The organism is Gracilibacillus sp. JCM 18860 (assembly GCF_055395245.1).
On record NZ_AP043868.1, the window covers coordinates 2,804,751 to 2,823,700 of the forward strand.

Genomic DNA, 18,950 nt, shown 5'->3' on the forward strand with positions numbered 1-18,950 from the left:
AAAGGAGGGAAAAAAGATGGCGATTAAAAAGTATAAACCAACCTCAAATGGTCGTAGAGGAATGTCAGTACTTGACTTTGCGGAAATCACTACAGATACTCCAGAGAAGTCTTTACTAGCACCTTTAAGCAAACGAGGTGGACGTAATAATCAAGGTAAGTTAACGGTTCGTCATCAAGGTGGAGGCCACAAGCGTAAATATCGTATTATCGATTTTAAACGTGACAAAGATGGAATACCAGGACGCGTTGCTACAATCGAGTACGATCCGAATCGTACGGCTAACATCGCATTAATCCATTATGCAGATGGAGAAAAACGTTATATTTTAGCACCAAAAGGACTTCAAGTAGGTCAAGAGGTTGTTTCTGGACCAGAAGCAGATATTAAATTAGGTAATGCCTTACCATTAATTAATATTCCTGTTGGTACAGTCGTACACAATATTGAATTAAAGCCAGGACGCGGTGGTCAGCTAGTAAGATCTGCTGGTTCACAAGCCCAAATCCTTGGTCGTGAAGGAAAATATGTATTAGTACGCTTGTCATCAGGTGAAGTTCGTCTAGTATTAGCAACTTGTCGTGCAACAGTAGGTCAAGTAGGTAATATTGAGCATGAACTAATCAATGTTGGTAAAGCTGGACGTTCACGTTGGAAAGGCGTTCGTCCTACAGTTCGTGGTTCTGTTATGAACCCTAACGATCACCCACACGGTGGTGGTGAAGGTCGTGCACCAATTGGTCGTAAATCACCTATGTCACCTTGGGGTAAACCAACACTTGGATACAAAACACGCAAACGCAACAAATCATCGGATAAATTTATTGTTCGTAAACGTAAAAAATAACGGGATTGAATGGCGGGAATTAATGCCCGTCTGCCAATCGCGAAGGGAGGCTTATTCATGGGTCGTAGCTTAAAAAAAGGACCTTTCGCAGATGATCACTTATTGAAAAAGATTGACAAATTAAACGAAGATGACAAAAAACAAGTAGTAAAGACATGGTCACGTCGTTCTACTATCTTCCCTAGCTTTGTCGGTCATACTATCGCGGTATATGATGGTCGCAAACACGTGCCTGTATATGTAACAGAAGACATGGTTGGACACAAATTAGGCGAGTTCGCTCCAACACGTACGTATAGAGGGCATGCTGGAGATGACAAGAAAACAAAACGTTAATTGAGAGGAGGTACTCCTAATGCAAGCAAAAGCTGTTGCAAAATCCATTCGTATTGCTCCTCGTAAAATCCGCTTAGTGATTGATTTAATCCGCGGTAAAGAAGTAGGAGAAGCAATTGCGATTTTAAAGCATACACAACGCGGTGCATCACCAGTTGTTGAGAAATTAATCAACTCTGCTGTAGCAAATGCAGAGCATAACTATGAAATGAATCCAGAAGATTTATATGTATCTGAGGCGTTTGTAAACGAAGGTGTTACATTGAAACGTTTCCGCCCACGTGCACAAGGTCGTGCTACACAAATTAACAAACGCACAAGCCATATTACTGTGGTTCTATCTGAGAAAAAGGAGGGATAATCTGTGGGTCAAAAAGTAAATCCAACAGGTCTGCGTGTCGGTATCATTCGTGATTGGGAATCAAAATGGTATGCAGGGAAAGATTATGCAGATCTTTTACATGAAGATATTAGAATTCGTGAATATATTGAAGAGCGTTTGAAGGATGGAGCTGTATCAAAGGTCGAAATTGAAAGAGCAGCAAATCGCGTTAATATTTCAATTTCTACAGCTAAGCCTGGTATGGTAATTGGTAAAGGTGGTTCTGAAGTAGAAGCACTACGTAAAGCATTAAATGGCTTAACAGGTAAAAGAGTACACATTAATATCGTAGAAGTGAAAAAAGCAGACTTAGATGCGAAGCTTGTTGCTGAAAACATCGCTCGCCAATTAGAAAATCGTGTATCATTCCGTCGTGCACAAAAGCAAACTATTCAACGTGCAATGCGTGCAGGAGCAAAAGGAATCCGTACACAAGTTTCTGGTCGTTTAGGTGGAGCTGACATGGCAAGAGCAGAGCATTACAGTGAAGGAACTGTTCCACTTCATACTTTGCGTGCAGATATCGATTACGGAACTGCAGAAGCAGACACTACTTACGGTAAACTTGGTGTTAAAGTATGGATTTATCGTGGAGAAGTCCTTCCAACAAAAAACAATAAGTAAGGAAGGGGGCAACGCATTATGTTAATGCCGAAACGTGTAAAACATCGTAAACAACATCGTGGTAAGATGAGAGGTAAAGCGAAAGGCGGTACAGCTGTATCATTCGGTGAATACGGTCTTCAAGCAGTAGAATCCTCTTGGATTACTAGTCGTCAAATAGAAGCTGCTCGTATAGCGATGACTCGTTATATGAAGCGTGGTGGTAAAGTATGGATCAAAATTTTCCCAGATAAACCTTATACAGCTAAGCCTCTAGAGGTTCGTATGGGTTCTGGTAAAGGTGCGCCTGAAGGATGGGTTGCAGTAGTGAAACCAGGGAAGGTAATGTTCGAGATTGCAGGTGTATCGGAAGAAGTTGCTCGTGAAGCACTTCGTCTTGCTTCTCATAAGTTACCGGTTAAAACGAAATTCGTAAAACGAGAAGAAATTGGTGGTGAAATCAATGAAGGCTAATGAAATTAGAGAACTAACCACTGCCGAAATTGAACAAAAGATCAAATCTTTAAAAGAAGAGCTTTTCAACTTGCGATTCCAATTAGCAACAGGACAATTGGAAAACACTGCACGTCTTCGTGAAGTGCGCAAATCTATCGCACGTATGAAAACAGTAGTTCGCGAAAGAGAATTAAGCGTAAATTAACGGATAATTAAAGGAGGTTAGCCTCAGATGAGTGAGCATAATAATCGTAAGGTATACACAGGCCGTGTCGTATCTGACAAAATGGATAAAACCATTACGGTATTAGTAGAGACATATAAGTTTCACAAGCTATACGGCAAGCGTGTAAAATACTCTAAAAAATTCAAAGCTCATGACGAAAACAATCAAGCCAAAATTGGTGACATTGTACGAATCATGGAAACTCGTCCACTATCAGCTACCAAGCGTTTTCGTTTAGTAGAAGTTGTGGAAGAAGCTGTTATTATTTAATCTTAAAGTTCGCTCGGAAACGTTCCGAAGGGAGGGTAAACGAAGATGATTCAACAAGAATCTCGTTTAAAAGTAGCAGATAACTCTGGTGCGCGTGAAGTACTAACTATTAAAGTGTTAGGTGGATCAGGTCGTAAGACAGCAAACATTGGTGATGTGATTGTATGTTCGGTCAAACAAGCAACACCAGGTGGCGTTGTCAAAAAAGGTGAAGTAGTAAAAGCTGTAATCGTTCGTTCTAAAAGTGGTGTGAGACGTAAAGATGGTTCCTACATCCGTTTTGACGAAAATGCAGCAGTAATCATTCGTGATGACCAAAGTCCAAGGGGTACTCGTATTTTTGGGCCAGTAGCACGTGAACTACGTGATGCTAAGTTTATGAAAATCGTATCTCTAGCTCCAGAAGTAATATAAGGCACGTACGGAAAAAATCGTGTAGGGAGGTGCGCGTATATGCATGTAAAAAAAGGTGATAAAGTACAAGTTATTTCAGGCAAAGACAAAGGAAAGCAAGGTACCGTATTAACAGCATTTCCTAAAAAAGATCGTGTACTTGTTGAAGGTGTCAACATCGTGAAGAAACACGCTAAACCTTCACAGGATAATCCACAAGGTGGTATTTTGAATCAGGAGGCACCGATCCATGTGTCTAATGTAATGCCGGTGGATCCGAAATCTGGCGAACCAACACGCGTTGGGTATGAAGTTCGTGATGGAAAGAAAGTTCGTATCGCTAAAAAATCTGGTGAAGCTTTAGATAAATAGTATTAGCGATGAAAGGAGGTTTACTTGATGAACACATTAAAGGAAAAATACAGTAATGAAATTGTATCTTCATTAGTTGAGAAGTTTAATTATAAATCAGTAATGGAAGTACCTAAAGTTGAAAAAATTGTGATTAACATGGGTGTCGGTGATGCGGTACAAAACTCTAAAGCACTTGATTCTGCTGTAGAAGAGCTTGCTCAAATCTCTGGTCAAAAACCAGTAATCACAAGAGCGAAAAAATCAATTGCAGGTTTCCGTTTACGTGAAGGAATGCCGATTGGTGCAAAAGTAACTTTACGTGGTGAGCGTATGTTTGACTTCCTTCAAAAACTAATTGACGTATCCTTACCACGTGTACGTGACTTCCGTGGTATTTCTAAAAAGGCATTTGATGGTCGTGGAAATTACACATTAGGTGTTAAGGAACAATTGATTTTCCCTGAGATTAACTATGATAAAGTAAGCAAAGTTAGAGGGATGGATATTGTTATTGTTACAACAGCGAATTCTGACGAAGAAGCTGCTGAACTCTTAACTCAACTTGGCATGCCTTTCCAAAAATAAGTGCTAAAGCTAATATAAGGAGGGAAAAGAGTGGCTAAGAAATCGATGATCGCTAAACAAAAACGTCCAGCAAAATTTAAAGTGCAAGAATATACACGTTGTGAGCGATGTGGTCGTCCACATTCTGTAATTCGCAAATTTAAACTTTGCCGTATTTGTTTCCGTGAACTTGCATATAAAGGTCAAATTCCTGGTGTTAAAAAAGCAAGCTGGTAATCCCCGATAATTGGGAAGGAGGTAATGATAAATGGTTATGACAGATCCAATTGCAGATATGCTTACACGCATTCGTAATGCTAACATGGTTCGCCATGAGAAATTAGAATTTCCTGCATCAAATCTTAAAAAGGAAATTGCAGATATATTAAAACGTGAAGGTTTCATTCGCGATTATGAGTATGTAGAGGACAACAAGCAAGGTGTTCTACGTATTTTCTTGAAGTATGGTGCGAACGATGAGCGTGTAATTACTGGTTTGAAGCGTATTAGTAAACCAGGGCTTCGCGTTTACGCAAAAGCTGATGAGCTACCTAAAGTACTTAACGGTTTAGGTATCGCAATCGTGTCTACTTCTAAAGGTGTACTATCTGATAAAGAAGCACGTTCGCAAGCTATCGGTGGAGAAGTGCTTGCATACATTTGGTAAGATATTTTCTAAAGACAGGAGGTGCAGAGCATGTCTCGTATAGGTTTTAAACAAATTGAAATTCCACAAGGTGTGGAAATTAAAATTGACGGTGGTCATGTTACGGTTAAAGGACCTAAAGGTGAATTAAGTCGTAATTTTAATACAGATATGAAACTAAAAATCGAAGATAACATTCTAACAGTGGAGCGCCCGAGTGACAGCAAAGTTCATAAGGCACTTCATGGAACAACTCGTAGTTTAATTGCTAACATGGTTGAGGGAGTCCACAAAGGCTTCGAAAAAGCATTAGAGATTCAAGGTGTTGGTTACCGTGCACAAAAGCAAGGTAAGAAGCTAATCGTTAATGCTGGTTACTCTCATCCGGTGGAAATTGAACCAGATGCTGGAATTGAAATTGATGTTCCTTCTAATACACAAGTGGTAGTTAAAGGAATTGACAAAGAAGCTGTAGGAGCAATTGCTGCGAATATTCGTGCGATTCGTCCACCTGAGCCTTACAAAGGTAAAGGAATTCGCTACGCAGGTGAATATGTACGTCGTAAAGAAGGTAAAACTGCTAAGTAATTGCGCTTAAGTAAGATTGTTAGGTAGACAGAAAGGAGTGACCTAAGTGATCACAAAGCCTGATAAAAATGATGTTCGTAAAAAAAGACATTTACGTATCCGCAAAAACCTATTTGGTACTGCAGAGCGTCCGCGTCTAAATGTGTTTCGTTCAAACAAACACATCTACGCACAACTAATCGATGATGTAAACAATGTAACAGTAGCAAGTGCATCAACTGTTGATAAAGAATTAAGTCTAGAAGCTACAGGTAATGTAGAAGCAGCGCAAAAGGTTGGAGAGCTTCTTGCAAAGCGTGCCCTAGACAATGGATATAAAAATGTAGTATTTGATCGTGGTGGTTATTTATATCATGGTCGAGTTAAATCTCTAGCAGATGCTGCTCGTGAAGCAGGTCTTGAATTTTAATAAAAAAGGAGGGACATATGTTGCGTACTAACATCGACCCAAATAAATTAGATTTAGAAGAACGCGTTGTAACAATTAATCGTGTAGCGAAAGTTGTAAAAGGTGGTCGCCGTTTTCGCTTTGCTGCATTAGTAGTAGTCGGAGATAAAAATGGTCATGTAGGATTTGGTACAGGTAAGGCACAAGAGGTACCAGATGCGATTAAGAAGGCAATTGATGATGCCAAGAAAAACTTAATCAATGTACCGATCGTTGGTACAACAATTCCACACGAAAATGTCGGACAATTTGGTGCTGGAAGTATTTTAATGAAACCAGCTGCAGAAGGTACTGGAGTTATTGCTGGTGGACCAGTGCGTGCCGTATTAGAATTAGCTGGAATCGGAGATATCCTTTCTAAATCATTAGGATCAAACACTCCAATTAATATGGTTCGTGCAACAATTAATGGACTTAGCGAATTGAAACGTGCTGAGGAAGTAGCTAAACTTCGTGATAAGTCAGTAGAAGAATTGTTAGGATAAGGAGGGAAACTAAATGTCTAATAAATTAGAAATTACCCTCAAACGCAGTGTCATCGGTAGATCTGAAGTACAAAAAGCTACTGTTCAAACACTAGGTCTTAGAAAGATTCATCAATCAGTAGTCCGTGAAGATACTCCTGTCGTGCGAGGCATGATTAATAAAGTATCACATTTAGTAGAAGTTAAGGAAGTTTAATAAATTTCACTGTAAAGAGGAGGTGCTCGCATGAAACTTCATGAATTAAAACCATCACAAGCGAAAAAGAAACGTAATCGTGTAGGACGTGGTATGTCTTCTGGTAATGGTAAAACATCCGGTCGTGGTCATAAAGGACAAAAAGCACGTTCTGGCGGTGGAGTACGTTTAGGATTTGAAGGTGGGCAAATGCCACTATTTCAACGTTTGCCTAAACGTGGTTTTACCAATATTAACCGAAAAGAGTTTGCGATCGTTAATATCGAAACATTAAATAACTTTGATGAAGGTACTGAAGTAACACCTGAGCTTTTACTTGAGTCAGGTACTATTAGTAAAGTGAAATCTGGAGTTAAAATTCTTGGTAATGGAAATCTAGAAAAGAAACTAACAGTAAAAGCTCATAAGTTTTCTGCTTCCGCGAAAGAAGCGATTGAAGCAGCGGGCGGTCAAACTGAGGTGATTTAATGTTCCGTACAATCTCCAATTTTGTGCGTGTGGCTGATATCAGACAAAAGATTATATTCACACTTCTTATGTTAGTTGTATTTCGAATTGGTACGTTTATTCCCGTACCATTTACTGATCGAAGTGCAATTGACTTTATGAATGAACAAAATGTGTTCGGGTTAATCAATACCTTTGGTGGTGGGGCATTACAAAACTTCTCCATTTTTGCAATGGGGATCATGCCTTACATTACAGCTTCCATCATCATGCAACTACTTCAAATGGATGTAGTACAAAAGTTCTCTGAGTGGAAAAAGCAAGGAGAAATGGGACGTAAAAAAGCAGCACAGGTCACACGTTATGCTACAATTGTGCTTGCTTTTATCCAGGCATGTGCAATGGCCTTTGGCTTTAACCAAATGTCTGGAGGATTACTCATTAGTGATCCTAATATCGGAAAGTTTATTGTAATCGCCCTTGTGTTAACAAGTGGTACTGCATTTCTAATGTGGTTAGGAGAGCAAATAACAGCTCATGGTGTTGGTAATGGTATTTCGATCTTGATTTTTGCAGGTATCGTTGCTGCCATACCAAACGGTGTCAACCAAATCTATGCAAAATACTTTGGTTCTGACGCTGGAGATGATCTATTTATTAGTATCGTGATTGTAGCATTGATTGTTTTATTAGTCATTGCTATTGTTGTTGGAGTAATCTTTATTCAACAGGCGTTGCGTAAGATTCCAGTTCAATATGCTAAACGATTAGTCAACCGTTCGCCAGTAGGTGGGCATTCTACCCATTTACCGCTAAAAGTAAATGCAGCAGGGGTTATTCCAGTAATCTTTGCGATTGCCTTTATTATTGCGCCAAGAACGATTGCTGATTTCTTTCAAGACAATCAAATAGCAAACACCATCTCAGAAATCTTTGATTACACCAAACCAACTGGTATGATAATTTATGTCGCTTTAATTATTGCCTTCACTTATTTCTATACATTTGTTCAGGTCAATCCAGAGCAAATGGCAGATAACTTGAAGAAGCAAGGAGGCTATATTCCAGGTATTCGACCAGGTAAAAATACCGAAACTTATTTAACTCGTGTGATGTATCGATTAACGTTTGTTGGATCTATTTTCCTAGCTGCCGTTTCTGTATTACCACTGATTATAGGCGGTATAGCTGAATTACCACAAGCAGTTCAAATTGGTGGTACTAGTCTACTAATTGTTGTCGGTGTAGCATTACAAACGATGAAACAATTAGAAGGACAATTAGTAAAACGTAATTACAAGGGTTTTATTAAGTAAGTATGTTGTACTGGAATAGATAGAGAGCGAGGGGAAATTCGTTGAATCTTATCTTAATGGGATTGCCTGGTGCTGGTAAAGGGACACAGGCAGAAAAAATCGTAGAAAAGTATCCAATCCCTCATATTTCAACTGGAGATATGTTCAGATTAGCCATCAAGGAAGGAACAGAGCTTGGACAAAAAGCGAAAAGCTATATGGATGAAGGTGCTCTTGTTCCAGACGAAGTAACGATAGGTATAGTAGAGGAAAGATTAAGTAAGGATGATTGTCAAAAAGGATTTTTACTTGATGGTTTCCCACGAACCTTAGCACAAGCTGAGGCACTAGATGAGTTACTTGCTAAAATGAATAAATCCATTGATTATGTGTTACATGTTGATGTGGACACAGATGAATTAGTGGAACGTTTAACTGGACGTCGTATCTGTCCTTCTTGTGGAGCTACCTACCATATTAAGTTCAATCCTCCTAAACAGGAAGGAATCTGTGACAAAGATGGAGAAAAGCTCATTCAGCGCAAGGATGACCAACCAGATACAGTTAAAAATAGATTAGAAGTCAATCTTGAGCAAACACAACCAATGTTAGACTTTTATTCAGACAAAGGAAGTCTAGTCAAAATAGATGGCTCACAACAAATTGATCAAGTTTTTCATGATATTGACGAAAAATTAAAGAATCTTATGTGATTTTTTCTTTAAATTGTTGGTATAATGATAAAGTGTACAATTTGCAAATGAGTTAACTAATAACCTAAAGTGTTGGTGATGATGGTTGAGTGAAACGGAGAGGTATCCGGAATTAGGTCAAGTTGTTCAAATCCTACAGGGACGCGAAGCAGGTCAGTTTGCAATTGTAATTAAAAAAATAGACAGTCGTTTTGTGTTGTTAGCTGATGGAGATAAACGTAAATATGACCGACCGAAGAAGAAGAATTTAAGTCATATAACGTGTACTGAATTTATATCTCCGGAGGTAAGAAGAAGCCTTCTCGAAACAGGGCGCGTAACGAATGGGAAACTACGTTATGCTATTAATAAATTTGCTAATGAAATATTGGCAGATTTGAAGAAGGGAGATCAACTCGATGGCGAAAGACGATGCAATTGAAGTCGAGGGTACTGTTATTGATACATTACCTAATGCAATGTTTAAAGTGGAATTAGAGAATGGTCATACCGTTTTAGCTCATGTTTCTGGTAAAATTAGAATGCACTTCATTCGTATATTGCCAGGAGATAAAGTAACGGTTGAACTTTCTCCATATGATTTGACAAGAGGTCGTATTACGTACCGTTATAAATAAAATGCTCCGATACAAGAGGAGGTATGAAAGATGAAGGTAAGACCATCTGTAAAACCGATTTGTGAAAAATGTAAGGTTATTCGCCGTAAAGGAAAAGTAATGGTAATTTGCGAAAACCCTAAGCATAAACAAAAACAAGGATAAAGAATAAGGAGGTGCACGTTATCTATGGCACGTATTGCTGGTGTAGATGTTCCGCGTGATAAACGCGTGGTTATTGCATTAACGTATATTTACGGAGTTGGTAAATCAACTGCAAAGAAAGTATTAGAGGATACTGGAATCGATGAGAACACTCGTGTTCGTGATCTAACAGAAGAAGAGTTAGGTCAAATTCGCCAAAAAATTGATAGCTATAACGTAGAAGGTGATCTTCGTCGTGAAGTTTCCTTAAACATTAAGCGTCTAATTGAAATTGGTTCATATCGTGGTGTACGTCATCGCCGTGGTTTACCTGTGAGAGGTCAAAAAACAAAAAACAACTCACGTACTAGAAAAGGCCCTAGAAAAACAATGGCTAATAAAAAGAAATAATATAAAGGAGGTATGTTAATCTATGGCACGTAAAACTAATACACGTAAACGCCGTGTGAAAAAGAATATTGATACAGGTATAGCTCATATTCGCTCTACTTTTAACAACACAATTGTAACGATTACTGATGTCGCAGGTAATGCCGTTAGTTGGAGTAGTGCTGGTGCGCTTGGATTCAAAGGTTCTCGTAAATCAACTCCTTTTGCTGCTCAAATGGCTGCAGAAGCAGCAGCTAAAGCAGCCCAGGATCATGGTTTAAAGTCCTTAGAGGTTACGGTAAAAGGACCTGGTGCTGGTCGTGAAGCAGCCATTCGCTCACTTCAGGCAGCTGGTTTAGAAGTAACTGCCATTCGTGATGTAACACCAGTTCCTCACAATGGTTGTCGCCCGCCAAAACGTCGTCGAGTATAATAACAGTATATTATTTGTTAATCTGTCTATAATGGTTTATGATAGCTGAATAGAGTATTCACAATTTTTTCTATTGACACCATTACAAAAGGCAGACATAGTATCACAATTGCAGAGTGCAGAAACGGGAACTGCCTACCTGGGGAATTTCGGTTAGACATGTGTCTAACCGGGGTTTCGACGTTTTAAAGGAGGGTTAATGAATGATCGAAATTGAAAAGCCAAAGATTGAAACAGTAGAAATCAGTGATGATGCTACTTATGGAAAGTTTGTTGTAGAACCACTCGAACGTGGATATGGTACTACACTCGGTAACTCCTTGCGTCGTATCCTATTATCTTCACTTCCTGGCGCTGCTGTGACATCTGTGCAGATAGATGGTGCACTTCATGAATTTTCAACGATAGAAGGTGTAGTTGAAGATGTAACTACCATCATTTTGAATCTTAAGAAGCTTGCCCTTAAGATTTATTCTGATGAAGAGAAAACGCTAGAGGTAGATGTACAGGGAGAAGGAAAAGTTACGGCTGCAGACATTATTTTTGATAGTGATGTCGAAATATTGAATCCTGATCTTCATATCGCTACATTAGGTGAAAATGGTCACTTGAAAATGCGTATTTCGGCAAAGAGTGGTAGAGGATATCGACCAGCAGATTCCAATAATCACGAAGATCGTCCTATTGGTGTAATTCCAGTTGATTCTATTTTCACACCAGTTTCAAAGGTAACCTATCAAGTAGAAAATACCCGTATCGGTCAAGACTCTAATTTTGATAAGCTTACTTTTGATGTGTTAACAGATGGAAGTATTCGTCCGGAAGAGGCGGTATCATTAGGAGCAAAAATCTTCACGGAGCATATTAATATTTTCGTTGGATTAACAGATGAAGCGAAAAATGCTGAAATTATGATCGAAAAAGAAGAAGACCAGAAAGAAAAAGTGCTAGAAATGACAATTGAAGAACTAGATTTATCTGTTCGTTCTTATAACTGTTTAAAAAGAGCTGGCATTAATACAGTTCAAGAACTAGCTCACAAATCAGAAGAAGATATGATGAAGGTTCGTAACCTTGGACGCAAATCTTTGGAAGAAGTGAAGCATAAATTAGAAGATTTAGGACTTGGTTTACGAAACGAAGATTAATATATACATCGTTAAGAGAAATAAGAGCGAAGGAGGGAATTCTCATGGCTAGAAAGTTAGGACGTACTACTGATCAACGTAAAGCATTGCTTCGTGGTTTAGCCACAGACCTTATTATCCATGAACGTCTGGAAACAACAGAAGCAAAGGCGAAGGAATTACGTTCTGTAGTAGATAAAATGATCACACTTGGAAAACGTGGTGACTTACACGCGCGTCGTCAAGCTGAGTCATTCTTATACAAAGCAGAAGCAAATGAAAATGAAGATGCTTTACAGAAGCTATTTAACGATATCGCAACACGCTATGAAGATCGTCAAGGTGGATATACTCGCGTATTGAAATTAGGACCTCGTCGTGGTGATGGAGCTGCAATGGCGATTATTGAGCTTGTTTAATTAATTATATAGCTTGGCAGGAAGGGGCAGGAGTCAATCTCTTTAAGAGGTGTATCCAAGCCCTTTTTTTGTACGTTAGAAAAGTATAAAATCGACGTAGCTGAAATTTTTAGGTGCCAAGTATAAGTAAAATTAGGCATTCGCCAGAGGACGAACGAATGCGAGTTTTTCTAAATATGTTAGAAAAGCTAAGGATCTATGAATGGAAGATTTTCCTCAATTAGAAAGTTTCCAAACAACCAATTTACTATATTTACCAAATTACTCCGGTGTAACGCAACCATGTTACAATAGATAGTGTATTTCCTGGGAAATATCAATAAGGAGAATATATAATGACAAAAATCGAGTTTCGGAATGTTTATTTTCGTTATCATGAGGATCAGAACTGGATAATCGAAGCCCTTAATTTTACGATAGAACCTGGTGAGAATGTGGCCATTATTGGACATAACGGTTCAGGGAAATCTACTATCGCAAAACTAATGATGGGATTAGTTTACCCTCAAAAAGGGGCAATATTTGTCGACGGACAAAGAGTTGCGGAGGATCATATTTGGGAGATTCGACAAAAAATAGGAATGGTATTTCAAAATCCTGAAACTCAATTTGTTGGCACTACTGTTAGAGATGATGTGGCATTCGGGTTGGAAAACAGAGGAGTACCTAGGGCTGAGATGGTCGACCGCATTAAAAAGAGCTTAATCGATGTAGGGATGGATGATTATACATTACATGAGCCACATCATTTATCAGGAGGACAGAAGCAACGGGTTGCGATAGCTGGTGTTATGGCAACAGAACCTGATATTGTGATTCTAGATGAGGCGACTTCTATGCTTGATCCGATAGGTAGACAAGAGATAGCAAAGGTAATTAGTAGGATTATAAAGCAGCGACGAATGACGACAGTATCGATCACGCATGACGTTAAGGAGGTCATGCAAGCAGATCGAGTGATCATACTAAAGGGTGGTAAATTATACCAATGTTTAACACCAAGGCAATTGTTGGCAGGAGAGTATGATTGGGATTACCTTGGATTAACGAAACCATTTGTACTATCCGTTAAAGAGAAATTTGAGAAATATGGATACCAATTCGAGCATACACCACTAAATCATGAGGAGTTAATCGATGCCTTATGGACATACAATTCAAAAACGTAAATTATACCTACCAAGCAAACACACCTTTTGCATTCAAGGCACTAAAAAATATTAGTTTTACTATCCCCTCTGGAAAATATATGGCGATCATTGGACATACAGGCTCAGGGAAATCTACTTTGCTTCAACATATTAATGGACTGCTATTGCCGACAGAGGGAACAGTTAAAGTTGGTGACTATTTACTGGAAAAGGGAAGAAAATCAGATCTAAAGGGCTTGAGACAAAAAGTAGGGATTGTCTTTCAGTATCCTGAGCATCAATTATTCGAAGAAACGGTAGAAAAGGACATTTCCTTTGGACCGAAAAATTTTGGTGTAGCTGAAACCGAAATAAAGGCTAGAGTACGAAAAGCTATTACAGACGTAGGGTTAACGGAAGAGATTCTTGCTAAATCCCCCTTTGAGCTTAGTGGCGGTCAAATGCGAAGAGTTGCGATTGCAGGTGTGCTCGCAGTAGAGCCCGAAATCCTTGTTCTAGATGAACCGACTGCTGGACTTGACCCTAAAGGGCAAAAGGAAATTATGGAATTATTTTATCATTTACATAAACAAAAAAATAGAACGACTATCCTAGTGACACATCATATGGATGATGCCTTTACTTATGCGGATCAAATCCTTATATTAAAAGAAGGCGCCCAATTGATAGAAGGGACACCAGATCAAATTTTTCAAAAACGTGATCTTCTGACAAGCGTTCAATTAGGTTTACCGGAAATATTAGCATTTGTAGAAACCGCTAATAAAAAATTCCCCTTTCCGATTGAATATAATGGACAATCACTTGACTTATTAGTAGAGGAAATAGAAAAGAAGTTAAAGAGGGCAAAACAATGAAATCGTTTATGGTTATTGGACAATATGTACCTAGTAGATCTCCTTTACACCTGTTAGACCCACGCTTTAAGTTATTATTTATCTTTGGATTTGTTTTTATCGTTTTTTTAGCGAATAATGCTGCTAGTTATGCTTTATTAACCATATATTCTTTCAGTTTTATCATCTTATCAAGACTCCATATCAGGTATGTTCTAAAGGGAATTGCACCAATATGGTTTTTTATTCTATTCTCCTTACTTTTTCATCTCTTTTTTACGAAAGAGGGAGAGTTGCTCTACCAGCTTGGTTTTATTTCCATTTATGATGGAGGATTGATAAAGGGAGTTACAATCTCCTTACGCTTTCTACTGCTCATTATGGTAACTTCTTTATTAACACTTACAACAACTCCAATGGAAATAACGGATGGTATAGAAGCATTGCTAAAGCCTCTTAAAAAATGGAAAGTACCTGTTCATGAGCTCGCTCTCATGACCTCGATCTCGTTACGGTTTATCCCGACATTAATGGACGAATTAGAGAAAATCTCAAAAGCACAAGCATCCAGAGGGGTAGATTTTAAGACAGGCTCATGGAAAAGTAGAATATATGCAGTTATCCCTTTACTTGTTCCGTTATTTATCAGTGCGTTTAAACGTGCGGAGAATTTAGCGATTGCAATGGAAGCAAGAGGTTACCGTGGGGATGTTGGAAGGACGAAACTAAGAAAATTACAAATGACAAAGCTAGACTACATGGCAATCTTCGTAGTTCTAGCTTTAGCGGGACTTTTCTTTTGGATAAGAGAATGACAGAGGTGGCAAATAGATGAGACTAAAAGCAATAATTAGCTATGATGGTACATACTTTTCTGGGTTTCAGATTCAGCCTAAAGGACGGACGGTTCAAGGAGTGTTGGAATCAAAGCTAGCAAAGATGCATAAAGGAAAGCCTATTCGAATCGTCGCTTCAGGGAGAACGGATCAAGGTGTCCATGCGGTCGGCCAGGTGATTCATTTTGACTCCCCCTTACAAATACCAGAAGGAAACTGGAAAAAAGCTTTAAATACGATGCTTCCAGATGATATTCTTGTAAAAGAAGTACAACAGGTATCTCCTGACTTTCATGCGCGTTTTGATGTAGAAACAAAAGAATATCGCTATTTTATATTGCAGGATGAAGAGATGAATTTATTTCAACGCCATTATGAGTATTTTGTAAGAGAAGCACTCGACCTTGAAGCGATGCAGCAGGCATGTCAATACTTAATGGGTACACATGATTTTACGTCTTTTTGTGCTGCGAATACGAATGTCAAGGGAGAGAAGGTACGTACGATTACAAATGCTAGCTTTGAGAAAACTGGGAACCGTCTGGTGTTTCGCATTAGAGGAAATGGGTTTTTATACAACATGGTACGTATCCTTGTTGGTACGCTTTTGGAGATCGGGGAAGGCAAGCGAACAGTGGAGGATTTAAGCACTATTTTAGAAGCTAAGGATCGTTCAAAAGCAGGTAAAACAGCCCCACCACACGGGTTGTATTTATGGGAAGTAAATTACGGAAATCGATAAAGATATGGTGACAGACAATTTCGAAAAACACCCTTGACCTTAACGCAACGTAAAGGTTTAAAATGAATATTGTCAGGAGGGTTGGTGATGGAATATACCGTAAGCCAATTAGCAAAATTGTCTGGTGTTAGCGGCCGCACACTACGATATTATGACCAAATTGGTTTGTTAAAGCCTGCTAGAATAAATGATTCAGGCTATCGAATTTATGGAGAAAGGGAAGTCGATATCCTGCAACAAATATTGTTCTTCCGGGAACTAGATATTAGCCTGGAAGAAATAGATGCCATTCTCCATCAGCCAGGCTTTGATGAAACAGAAGCTTTAAAACATCACTACAGAAATTTGCAGGAAAAACGCAACCGTCTTGACAATATTATCGCAACCGTTGAAAAAACGATTGCGTCAAGAGAGGGTGGAGACCAAATGTCAGATCAAGAGAAATTTGCTGCATTTAAAGAGAGAATGATTAAAGAAAATGAGCTAAAATATGGTGAAGAAATTAGAGAGAAATACGGTGACAATACGATAAATGAAAGTAATGCCAAACTAAGAAAAATGTCTGAGGAAGACTACCAAGCTCTACAGCAGATAGAAGCGGAAGTATTTGCATTACTCCAGCAAGCATATGAAACAGGTGACCCTGAGTCTGAATTAGCCCAAGCATTAGTGTTAAAGCATAAGGAATGGTTAATGTATTCATGGTCATCGTATTCAAAGGAAGCGCATGCTGGCCTTGCAGAAATGTATGTGGCCGATCAACGATTTACCGCTTATTATGACAAGCATGTAGAAGGTGGAACGGCCTTTTTACGTGATGCAATTGTAAGTTATGTAAATAAATCGTAAGTTAACTGGAATTAGTAGAGATTTCGATTTCTGCTAATTCCATTATTTTTTTATGTTAAAAAGCATTTTTCTCACGGTATTAGGTTCTGGCTATTGACTTTACGTCCAATTTGTTATATTATGATCTATGGCATTTTATTTTCTAAACCACGAATAGCCCCGGAAAGTTACTCGTGTTAGAATATAAATCGGAATGAAATTAGAATTTAGATAATGGATTCACAGATATAGGAGGTTAACCAATCATGCGCACAACTTTCATGGCAAATGAAGCGAATATTGAACGCAAATGGTTTGTTGTAGACGCTGAAGGTCAAACGCTAGGTCGTTTAGCAAGTGAAGTTGCTTCAATCCTTCGCGGTAAGCATAAGCCAACATATACACCGCATGTTGATACTGGTGATCATGTAATTATTATCAATGCGGAAAAAATCGAACTTTCAGGTAAAAAGCTTAGTGACAAGCTATATCGTCGTCATACGAACCACCCAGGTGGATTAAAAGAGCGTACTGCAGGCGTAATGCGTGAAAAATATCCTGAGCAAATGTTAGAAATAACAGTAAAAGGAATGTTACCTAAAGGAAGCCTAGGACGTAAAATGGGTAAAAAATTGCACGTATATAGAGGCGCTGAACATAAACATGAAGCACAAAAACCAGAAGTTTACGAACTTCGCGGATAATTAAAAGGAGGTAACTCATAGTGGCACAAGTACAATACTACGGTACCGGACGCCGTAAAAGTTCAACTGCACGTGTACGTTTAGTTCCAGGTACTGGACGTATCGTTGTAAACAGTCGTGATGCGGAAGATTACTTCCCATACGAAACACTTCGTACAATTATTAAACAACCTTTAGCAGCAACTGAAACTGAAGGAAGCTATGATGTATTAGTAAACGTTAATGGTGGAGGTTTCACTGGTCAAGCTGGTGCAATCCGTCATGGTGTTTCTCGTGCATTATTAGAAGCAGATCCAGAATACCGCTCTACATTGAAGCGTGCTGGATTCTTAACTCGTGACGCTCGTGCGAAAGAACGTAAGAAATACGGTCTTAAAGGCGCTCGTCGTGCACCACAGTTCTCAAAACGTTAATAATCTTGAGTTTCAAGACTCTTTTCACACTTTGGTGGAAAGAGTCTTTTTTAGTGCGCCCGGCATGGGTGTAATCTCTAGGGTGAGAGTCCCGAACCACGAAGGCAGAAGTAGTGGCTAGCCTAACGCAAGGGTGTCCGTGGCGACGTGGAATCTGAAGGAAGCGAGTGGCAAACTTTCGGTCCGAGGAACACGAACTTCATACAAGGCTAGGTATCATTGGATAAGTTTGCTAAACAAAACAAAGTCCTTTCTGCCAAAGGTGATACAGAGTAAATGAAGCGGATAGATGGAAGGAAAGATTACATCCTTACCCGGGGAGGTCTGATGGATATATGAAGTACCCTTCATAACCTGCTTAGTGATAAGCGGCTGAACCAACAGAAGTCAGCAGTAGACCGACCGTGGAAACGAAAGTTTTTAGGGTTTAGCTTCACGTCTTCCAAAGTGCCAAAAGTTTGTATCGCTAAAGAAAGCCTGAAGCGAATGAAGATGAAAGTGCGAGAGATTACTTCAAGAAAGATGCCATATGCAATAGAATATAGGATTGAGAAATTGAACCAACCTAATAGGATGGTGTGGATATTTTGCGTTGGCGGATACGAGAACCATATTTAAGGAACTAGATGGATGGGTTCGTAGAAGGCTTCGCATGTGTTTATGGAAAAACTGGAAGAAAACAAAGACTAAGATACGCAACCTTATCAGATTAGGGGTTCCTGAGTGGAAAGCCTATGAATGGGGAAATAGCCGAAAAGGTTACTGGCGTATTTCAAACAGTCCAATTTTACACAAAACCCTCGGAAACTCCTATTGGAGTGACCAAGGGCTTAAAAGTCTACAAGAACGTTATGAATTCTTGCGTCACATATCTTGATTGAACCGCCGTATACGGAACCGTACGTACGGTGGTGTGAGAGGTCGGGAGTTAATCACTCCCTCCTACTCGATTACCATAAAATTGCTTTTGACCACGGAAATAATCTTTGACTAGTTGTAATCAGATTTACAACTCAGTATACTTTTGCAACTGTACAGCTATTTGCTCTTTAACATTGTCTGTAACGTGCATAAGTCAATAA

33 protein-coding genes and 1 pseudogene are annotated in these 18,950 nt (G+C 39.1%); all 34 read left to right on the forward strand.

What is annotated here, in order from left to right; genetic code table 11:
- Positions 1-16: 16 nt before the first annotated feature.
- On the forward strand, positions 17-847 hold the full coding sequence (gene rplB / locus ACZ5R4_RS14180; RefSeq protein WP_054787923.1) for a 50S ribosomal protein L2: 831 nt from the start codon (positions 17-19) through the stop codon (positions 845-847).
- 57 nt (positions 848-904) lie between these two features.
- Entirely contained in the window at positions 905-1,183 is a 279-nt protein-coding gene (rpsS, locus tag ACZ5R4_RS14185) for a 30S ribosomal protein S19 (RefSeq protein WP_109985131.1), read from the forward strand.
- A gap of 19 nt (positions 1,184-1,202) precedes the next feature.
- A complete protein-coding gene (gene rplV, locus ACZ5R4_RS14190; protein ID WP_054861121.1) occupies positions 1,203-1,544 on the forward strand; it encodes a 50S ribosomal protein L22 in 342 nt (113 codons plus the stop codon).
- Between the two features lie 3 nt (positions 1,545-1,547).
- Positions 1,548-2,189 (forward strand): 30S ribosomal protein S3, encoded by a 642-nt coding sequence (gene rpsC, locus ACZ5R4_RS14195; protein ID WP_054787921.1) that lies wholly within the window; start codon positions 1,548-1,550, stop codon positions 2,187-2,189.
- Between the two features lie 18 nt (positions 2,190-2,207).
- Positions 2,208-2,642 (forward strand): 50S ribosomal protein L16, encoded by a 435-nt coding sequence (rplP, locus tag ACZ5R4_RS14200; protein WP_054861120.1) that lies wholly within the window; start codon positions 2,208-2,210, stop codon positions 2,640-2,642.
- Positions 2,632-2,829 carry a 50S ribosomal protein L29 gene (rpmC, locus tag ACZ5R4_RS14205; protein WP_054861119.1) on the forward strand — a complete coding sequence of 66 codons (198 nt, stop codon included), beginning with the start codon at positions 2,632-2,634 and terminating at the stop codon, positions 2,827-2,829. The genes rplP and rpmC overlap by 11 nt, the downstream gene beginning before the upstream one ends.
- Before the next feature lie 27 nt (positions 2,830-2,856).
- The gene (gene rpsQ, locus ACZ5R4_RS14210) at positions 2,857-3,120 is read left to right on the forward strand and encodes a 30S ribosomal protein S17 (protein WP_054787920.1); all 264 of its coding nucleotides are present in this window, start codon (positions 2,857-2,859) and stop codon (positions 3,118-3,120) included.
- Positions 3,121-3,165: 45 nt separating this feature from the next.
- Positions 3,166-3,534, forward strand: a complete 369-nt coding sequence (rplN, locus tag ACZ5R4_RS14215) for a 50S ribosomal protein L14 (RefSeq protein WP_054787919.1) — start codon at positions 3,166-3,168, stop codon at positions 3,532-3,534.
- A gap of 39 nt (positions 3,535-3,573) precedes the next feature.
- Positions 3,574-3,885 carry a 50S ribosomal protein L24 gene (gene rplX, locus ACZ5R4_RS14220; RefSeq protein ID WP_054861117.1) on the forward strand — a complete coding sequence of 104 codons (312 nt, stop codon included), beginning with the start codon at positions 3,574-3,576 and terminating at the stop codon, positions 3,883-3,885.
- 27 nt (positions 3,886-3,912) lie between these two features.
- Positions 3,913-4,452: a 50S ribosomal protein L5 gene (gene rplE, locus ACZ5R4_RS14225; protein WP_054787918.1), complete on the forward strand. Its 540-nt coding sequence runs from the start codon at positions 3,913-3,915 to the stop codon at positions 4,450-4,452.
- A 30-nt stretch (positions 4,453-4,482) separates the two neighbouring features.
- Complete coding sequence (gene rpsN, locus ACZ5R4_RS14230) at positions 4,483-4,668, forward strand: 30S ribosomal protein S14 (protein ID WP_054787917.1); 186 nt, start codon at positions 4,483-4,485, stop codon at positions 4,666-4,668.
- A 31-nt stretch (positions 4,669-4,699) separates the two neighbouring features.
- Entirely contained in the window at positions 4,700-5,098 is a 399-nt protein-coding gene (rpsH, locus tag ACZ5R4_RS14235; RefSeq protein ID WP_054787916.1) for a 30S ribosomal protein S8, read from the forward strand.
- Positions 5,099-5,128: 30 nt separating this feature from the next.
- The gene (gene rplF, locus ACZ5R4_RS14240) at positions 5,129-5,665 is read left to right on the forward strand and encodes a 50S ribosomal protein L6 (RefSeq protein ID WP_054787915.1); all 537 of its coding nucleotides are present in this window, start codon (positions 5,129-5,131) and stop codon (positions 5,663-5,665) included.
- 46 nt (positions 5,666-5,711) lie between these two features.
- Positions 5,712-6,074: a 50S ribosomal protein L18 gene (gene rplR, locus ACZ5R4_RS14245; RefSeq protein WP_054787914.1), complete on the forward strand. Its 363-nt coding sequence runs from the start codon at positions 5,712-5,714 to the stop codon at positions 6,072-6,074.
- A 17-nt stretch (positions 6,075-6,091) separates the two neighbouring features.
- Positions 6,092-6,598 (forward strand): 30S ribosomal protein S5, encoded by a 507-nt coding sequence (rpsE, locus tag ACZ5R4_RS14250; RefSeq protein WP_054787913.1) that lies wholly within the window; start codon positions 6,092-6,094, stop codon positions 6,596-6,598.
- A gap of 13 nt (positions 6,599-6,611) precedes the next feature.
- The gene (gene rpmD, locus ACZ5R4_RS14255) at positions 6,612-6,794 is read left to right on the forward strand and encodes a 50S ribosomal protein L30 (protein ID WP_054787912.1); all 183 of its coding nucleotides are present in this window, start codon (positions 6,612-6,614) and stop codon (positions 6,792-6,794) included.
- A gap of 30 nt (positions 6,795-6,824) precedes the next feature.
- Positions 6,825-7,262, forward strand: a complete 438-nt coding sequence (rplO, locus tag ACZ5R4_RS14260) for a 50S ribosomal protein L15 (RefSeq protein WP_054787911.1) — start codon at positions 6,825-6,827, stop codon at positions 7,260-7,262.
- Positions 7,262-8,557 carry a preprotein translocase subunit SecY gene (secY, locus tag ACZ5R4_RS14265; RefSeq protein WP_109985130.1) on the forward strand — a complete coding sequence of 432 codons (1,296 nt, stop codon included), beginning with the start codon at positions 7,262-7,264 and terminating at the stop codon, positions 8,555-8,557. The genes rplO and secY overlap by 1 nt, the downstream gene beginning before the upstream one ends.
- A gap of 41 nt (positions 8,558-8,598) precedes the next feature.
- Entirely contained in the window at positions 8,599-9,249 is a 651-nt protein-coding gene (locus ACZ5R4_RS14270) for an adenylate kinase (protein WP_054861115.1), read from the forward strand.
- 85 nt (positions 9,250-9,334) lie between these two features.
- A complete protein-coding gene (locus ACZ5R4_RS14275; protein WP_054861114.1) occupies positions 9,335-9,670 on the forward strand; it encodes a KOW domain-containing RNA-binding protein in 336 nt (111 codons plus the stop codon).
- Positions 9,648-9,866 (forward strand): translation initiation factor IF-1, encoded by a 219-nt coding sequence (gene infA / locus ACZ5R4_RS14280; RefSeq protein WP_018934234.1) that lies wholly within the window; start codon positions 9,648-9,650, stop codon positions 9,864-9,866. Before ACZ5R4_RS14275 ends, infA begins: the two co-directional genes overlap by 23 nt.
- 30 nt (positions 9,867-9,896) lie before the next feature.
- Positions 9,897-10,010 (forward strand): 50S ribosomal protein L36, encoded by a 114-nt coding sequence (gene rpmJ, locus ACZ5R4_RS14285; RefSeq protein ID WP_003156543.1) that lies wholly within the window; start codon positions 9,897-9,899, stop codon positions 10,008-10,010.
- Positions 10,011-10,034: 24 nt separating this feature from the next.
- A complete protein-coding gene (rpsM, locus tag ACZ5R4_RS14290) occupies positions 10,035-10,400 on the forward strand; it encodes a 30S ribosomal protein S13 (RefSeq protein WP_054861113.1) in 366 nt (121 codons plus the stop codon).
- Between the two features lie 22 nt (positions 10,401-10,422).
- Positions 10,423-10,812: a 30S ribosomal protein S11 gene (gene rpsK / locus ACZ5R4_RS14295; RefSeq protein WP_054787909.1), complete on the forward strand. Its 390-nt coding sequence runs from the start codon at positions 10,423-10,425 to the stop codon at positions 10,810-10,812.
- 203 nt (positions 10,813-11,015) lie between these two features.
- Positions 11,016-11,960, forward strand: coding sequence for a DNA-directed RNA polymerase subunit alpha (locus ACZ5R4_RS14300; RefSeq protein ID WP_054787908.1), 945 nt, complete (start codon positions 11,016-11,018; stop codon positions 11,958-11,960).
- A 44-nt stretch (positions 11,961-12,004) separates the two neighbouring features.
- Positions 12,005-12,358 carry a 50S ribosomal protein L17 gene (rplQ, locus tag ACZ5R4_RS14305; protein ID WP_054787907.1) on the forward strand — a complete coding sequence of 118 codons (354 nt, stop codon included), beginning with the start codon at positions 12,005-12,007 and terminating at the stop codon, positions 12,356-12,358.
- Positions 12,359-12,693: 335 nt separating this feature from the next.
- Positions 12,694-13,527: an energy-coupling factor transporter ATPase gene (locus tag ACZ5R4_RS14310; protein ID WP_464367521.1), complete on the forward strand. Its 834-nt coding sequence runs from the start codon at positions 12,694-12,696 to the stop codon at positions 13,525-13,527.
- A complete protein-coding gene (locus ACZ5R4_RS14315) occupies positions 13,503-14,366 on the forward strand; it encodes an energy-coupling factor ABC transporter ATP-binding protein (RefSeq protein WP_464367522.1) in 864 nt (287 codons plus the stop codon). Before ACZ5R4_RS14310 ends, ACZ5R4_RS14315 begins: the two co-directional genes overlap by 25 nt.
- Positions 14,363-15,160 carry an energy-coupling factor transporter transmembrane component T family protein gene (locus tag ACZ5R4_RS14320; RefSeq protein WP_464367523.1) on the forward strand — a complete coding sequence of 266 codons (798 nt, stop codon included), beginning with the start codon at positions 14,363-14,365 and terminating at the stop codon, positions 15,158-15,160. Before ACZ5R4_RS14315 ends, ACZ5R4_RS14320 begins: the two co-directional genes overlap by 4 nt.
- A 16-nt stretch (positions 15,161-15,176) precedes the next feature.
- Complete coding sequence (gene truA, locus ACZ5R4_RS14325) at positions 15,177-15,923, forward strand: tRNA pseudouridine(38-40) synthase TruA (RefSeq protein ID WP_464367524.1); 747 nt, start codon at positions 15,177-15,179, stop codon at positions 15,921-15,923.
- An 87-nt stretch (positions 15,924-16,010) separates the two neighbouring features.
- The gene (locus ACZ5R4_RS14330) at positions 16,011-16,772 is read left to right on the forward strand and encodes a TipAS antibiotic-recognition domain-containing protein (protein WP_054861109.1); all 762 of its coding nucleotides are present in this window, start codon (positions 16,011-16,013) and stop codon (positions 16,770-16,772) included.
- A 245-nt stretch (positions 16,773-17,017) separates the two neighbouring features.
- Positions 17,018-17,455, forward strand: a complete 438-nt coding sequence (gene rplM / locus ACZ5R4_RS14335) for a 50S ribosomal protein L13 (RefSeq protein ID WP_054861108.1) — start codon at positions 17,018-17,020, stop codon at positions 17,453-17,455.
- Positions 17,456-17,475: 20 nt separating this feature from the next.
- Positions 17,476-17,868, forward strand: coding sequence for a 30S ribosomal protein S9 (rpsI, locus tag ACZ5R4_RS14340; protein WP_054787905.1), 393 nt, complete (start codon positions 17,476-17,478; stop codon positions 17,866-17,868).
- Positions 17,869-18,237: 369 nt separating this feature from the next.
- A pseudogene (locus ACZ5R4_RS14345) lies at positions 18,238-18,745 on the forward strand (group II intron maturase-specific domain-containing protein); the annotation flags it as partial.
- Between the last annotated feature and the right edge of the window lie 205 nt (positions 18,746-18,950).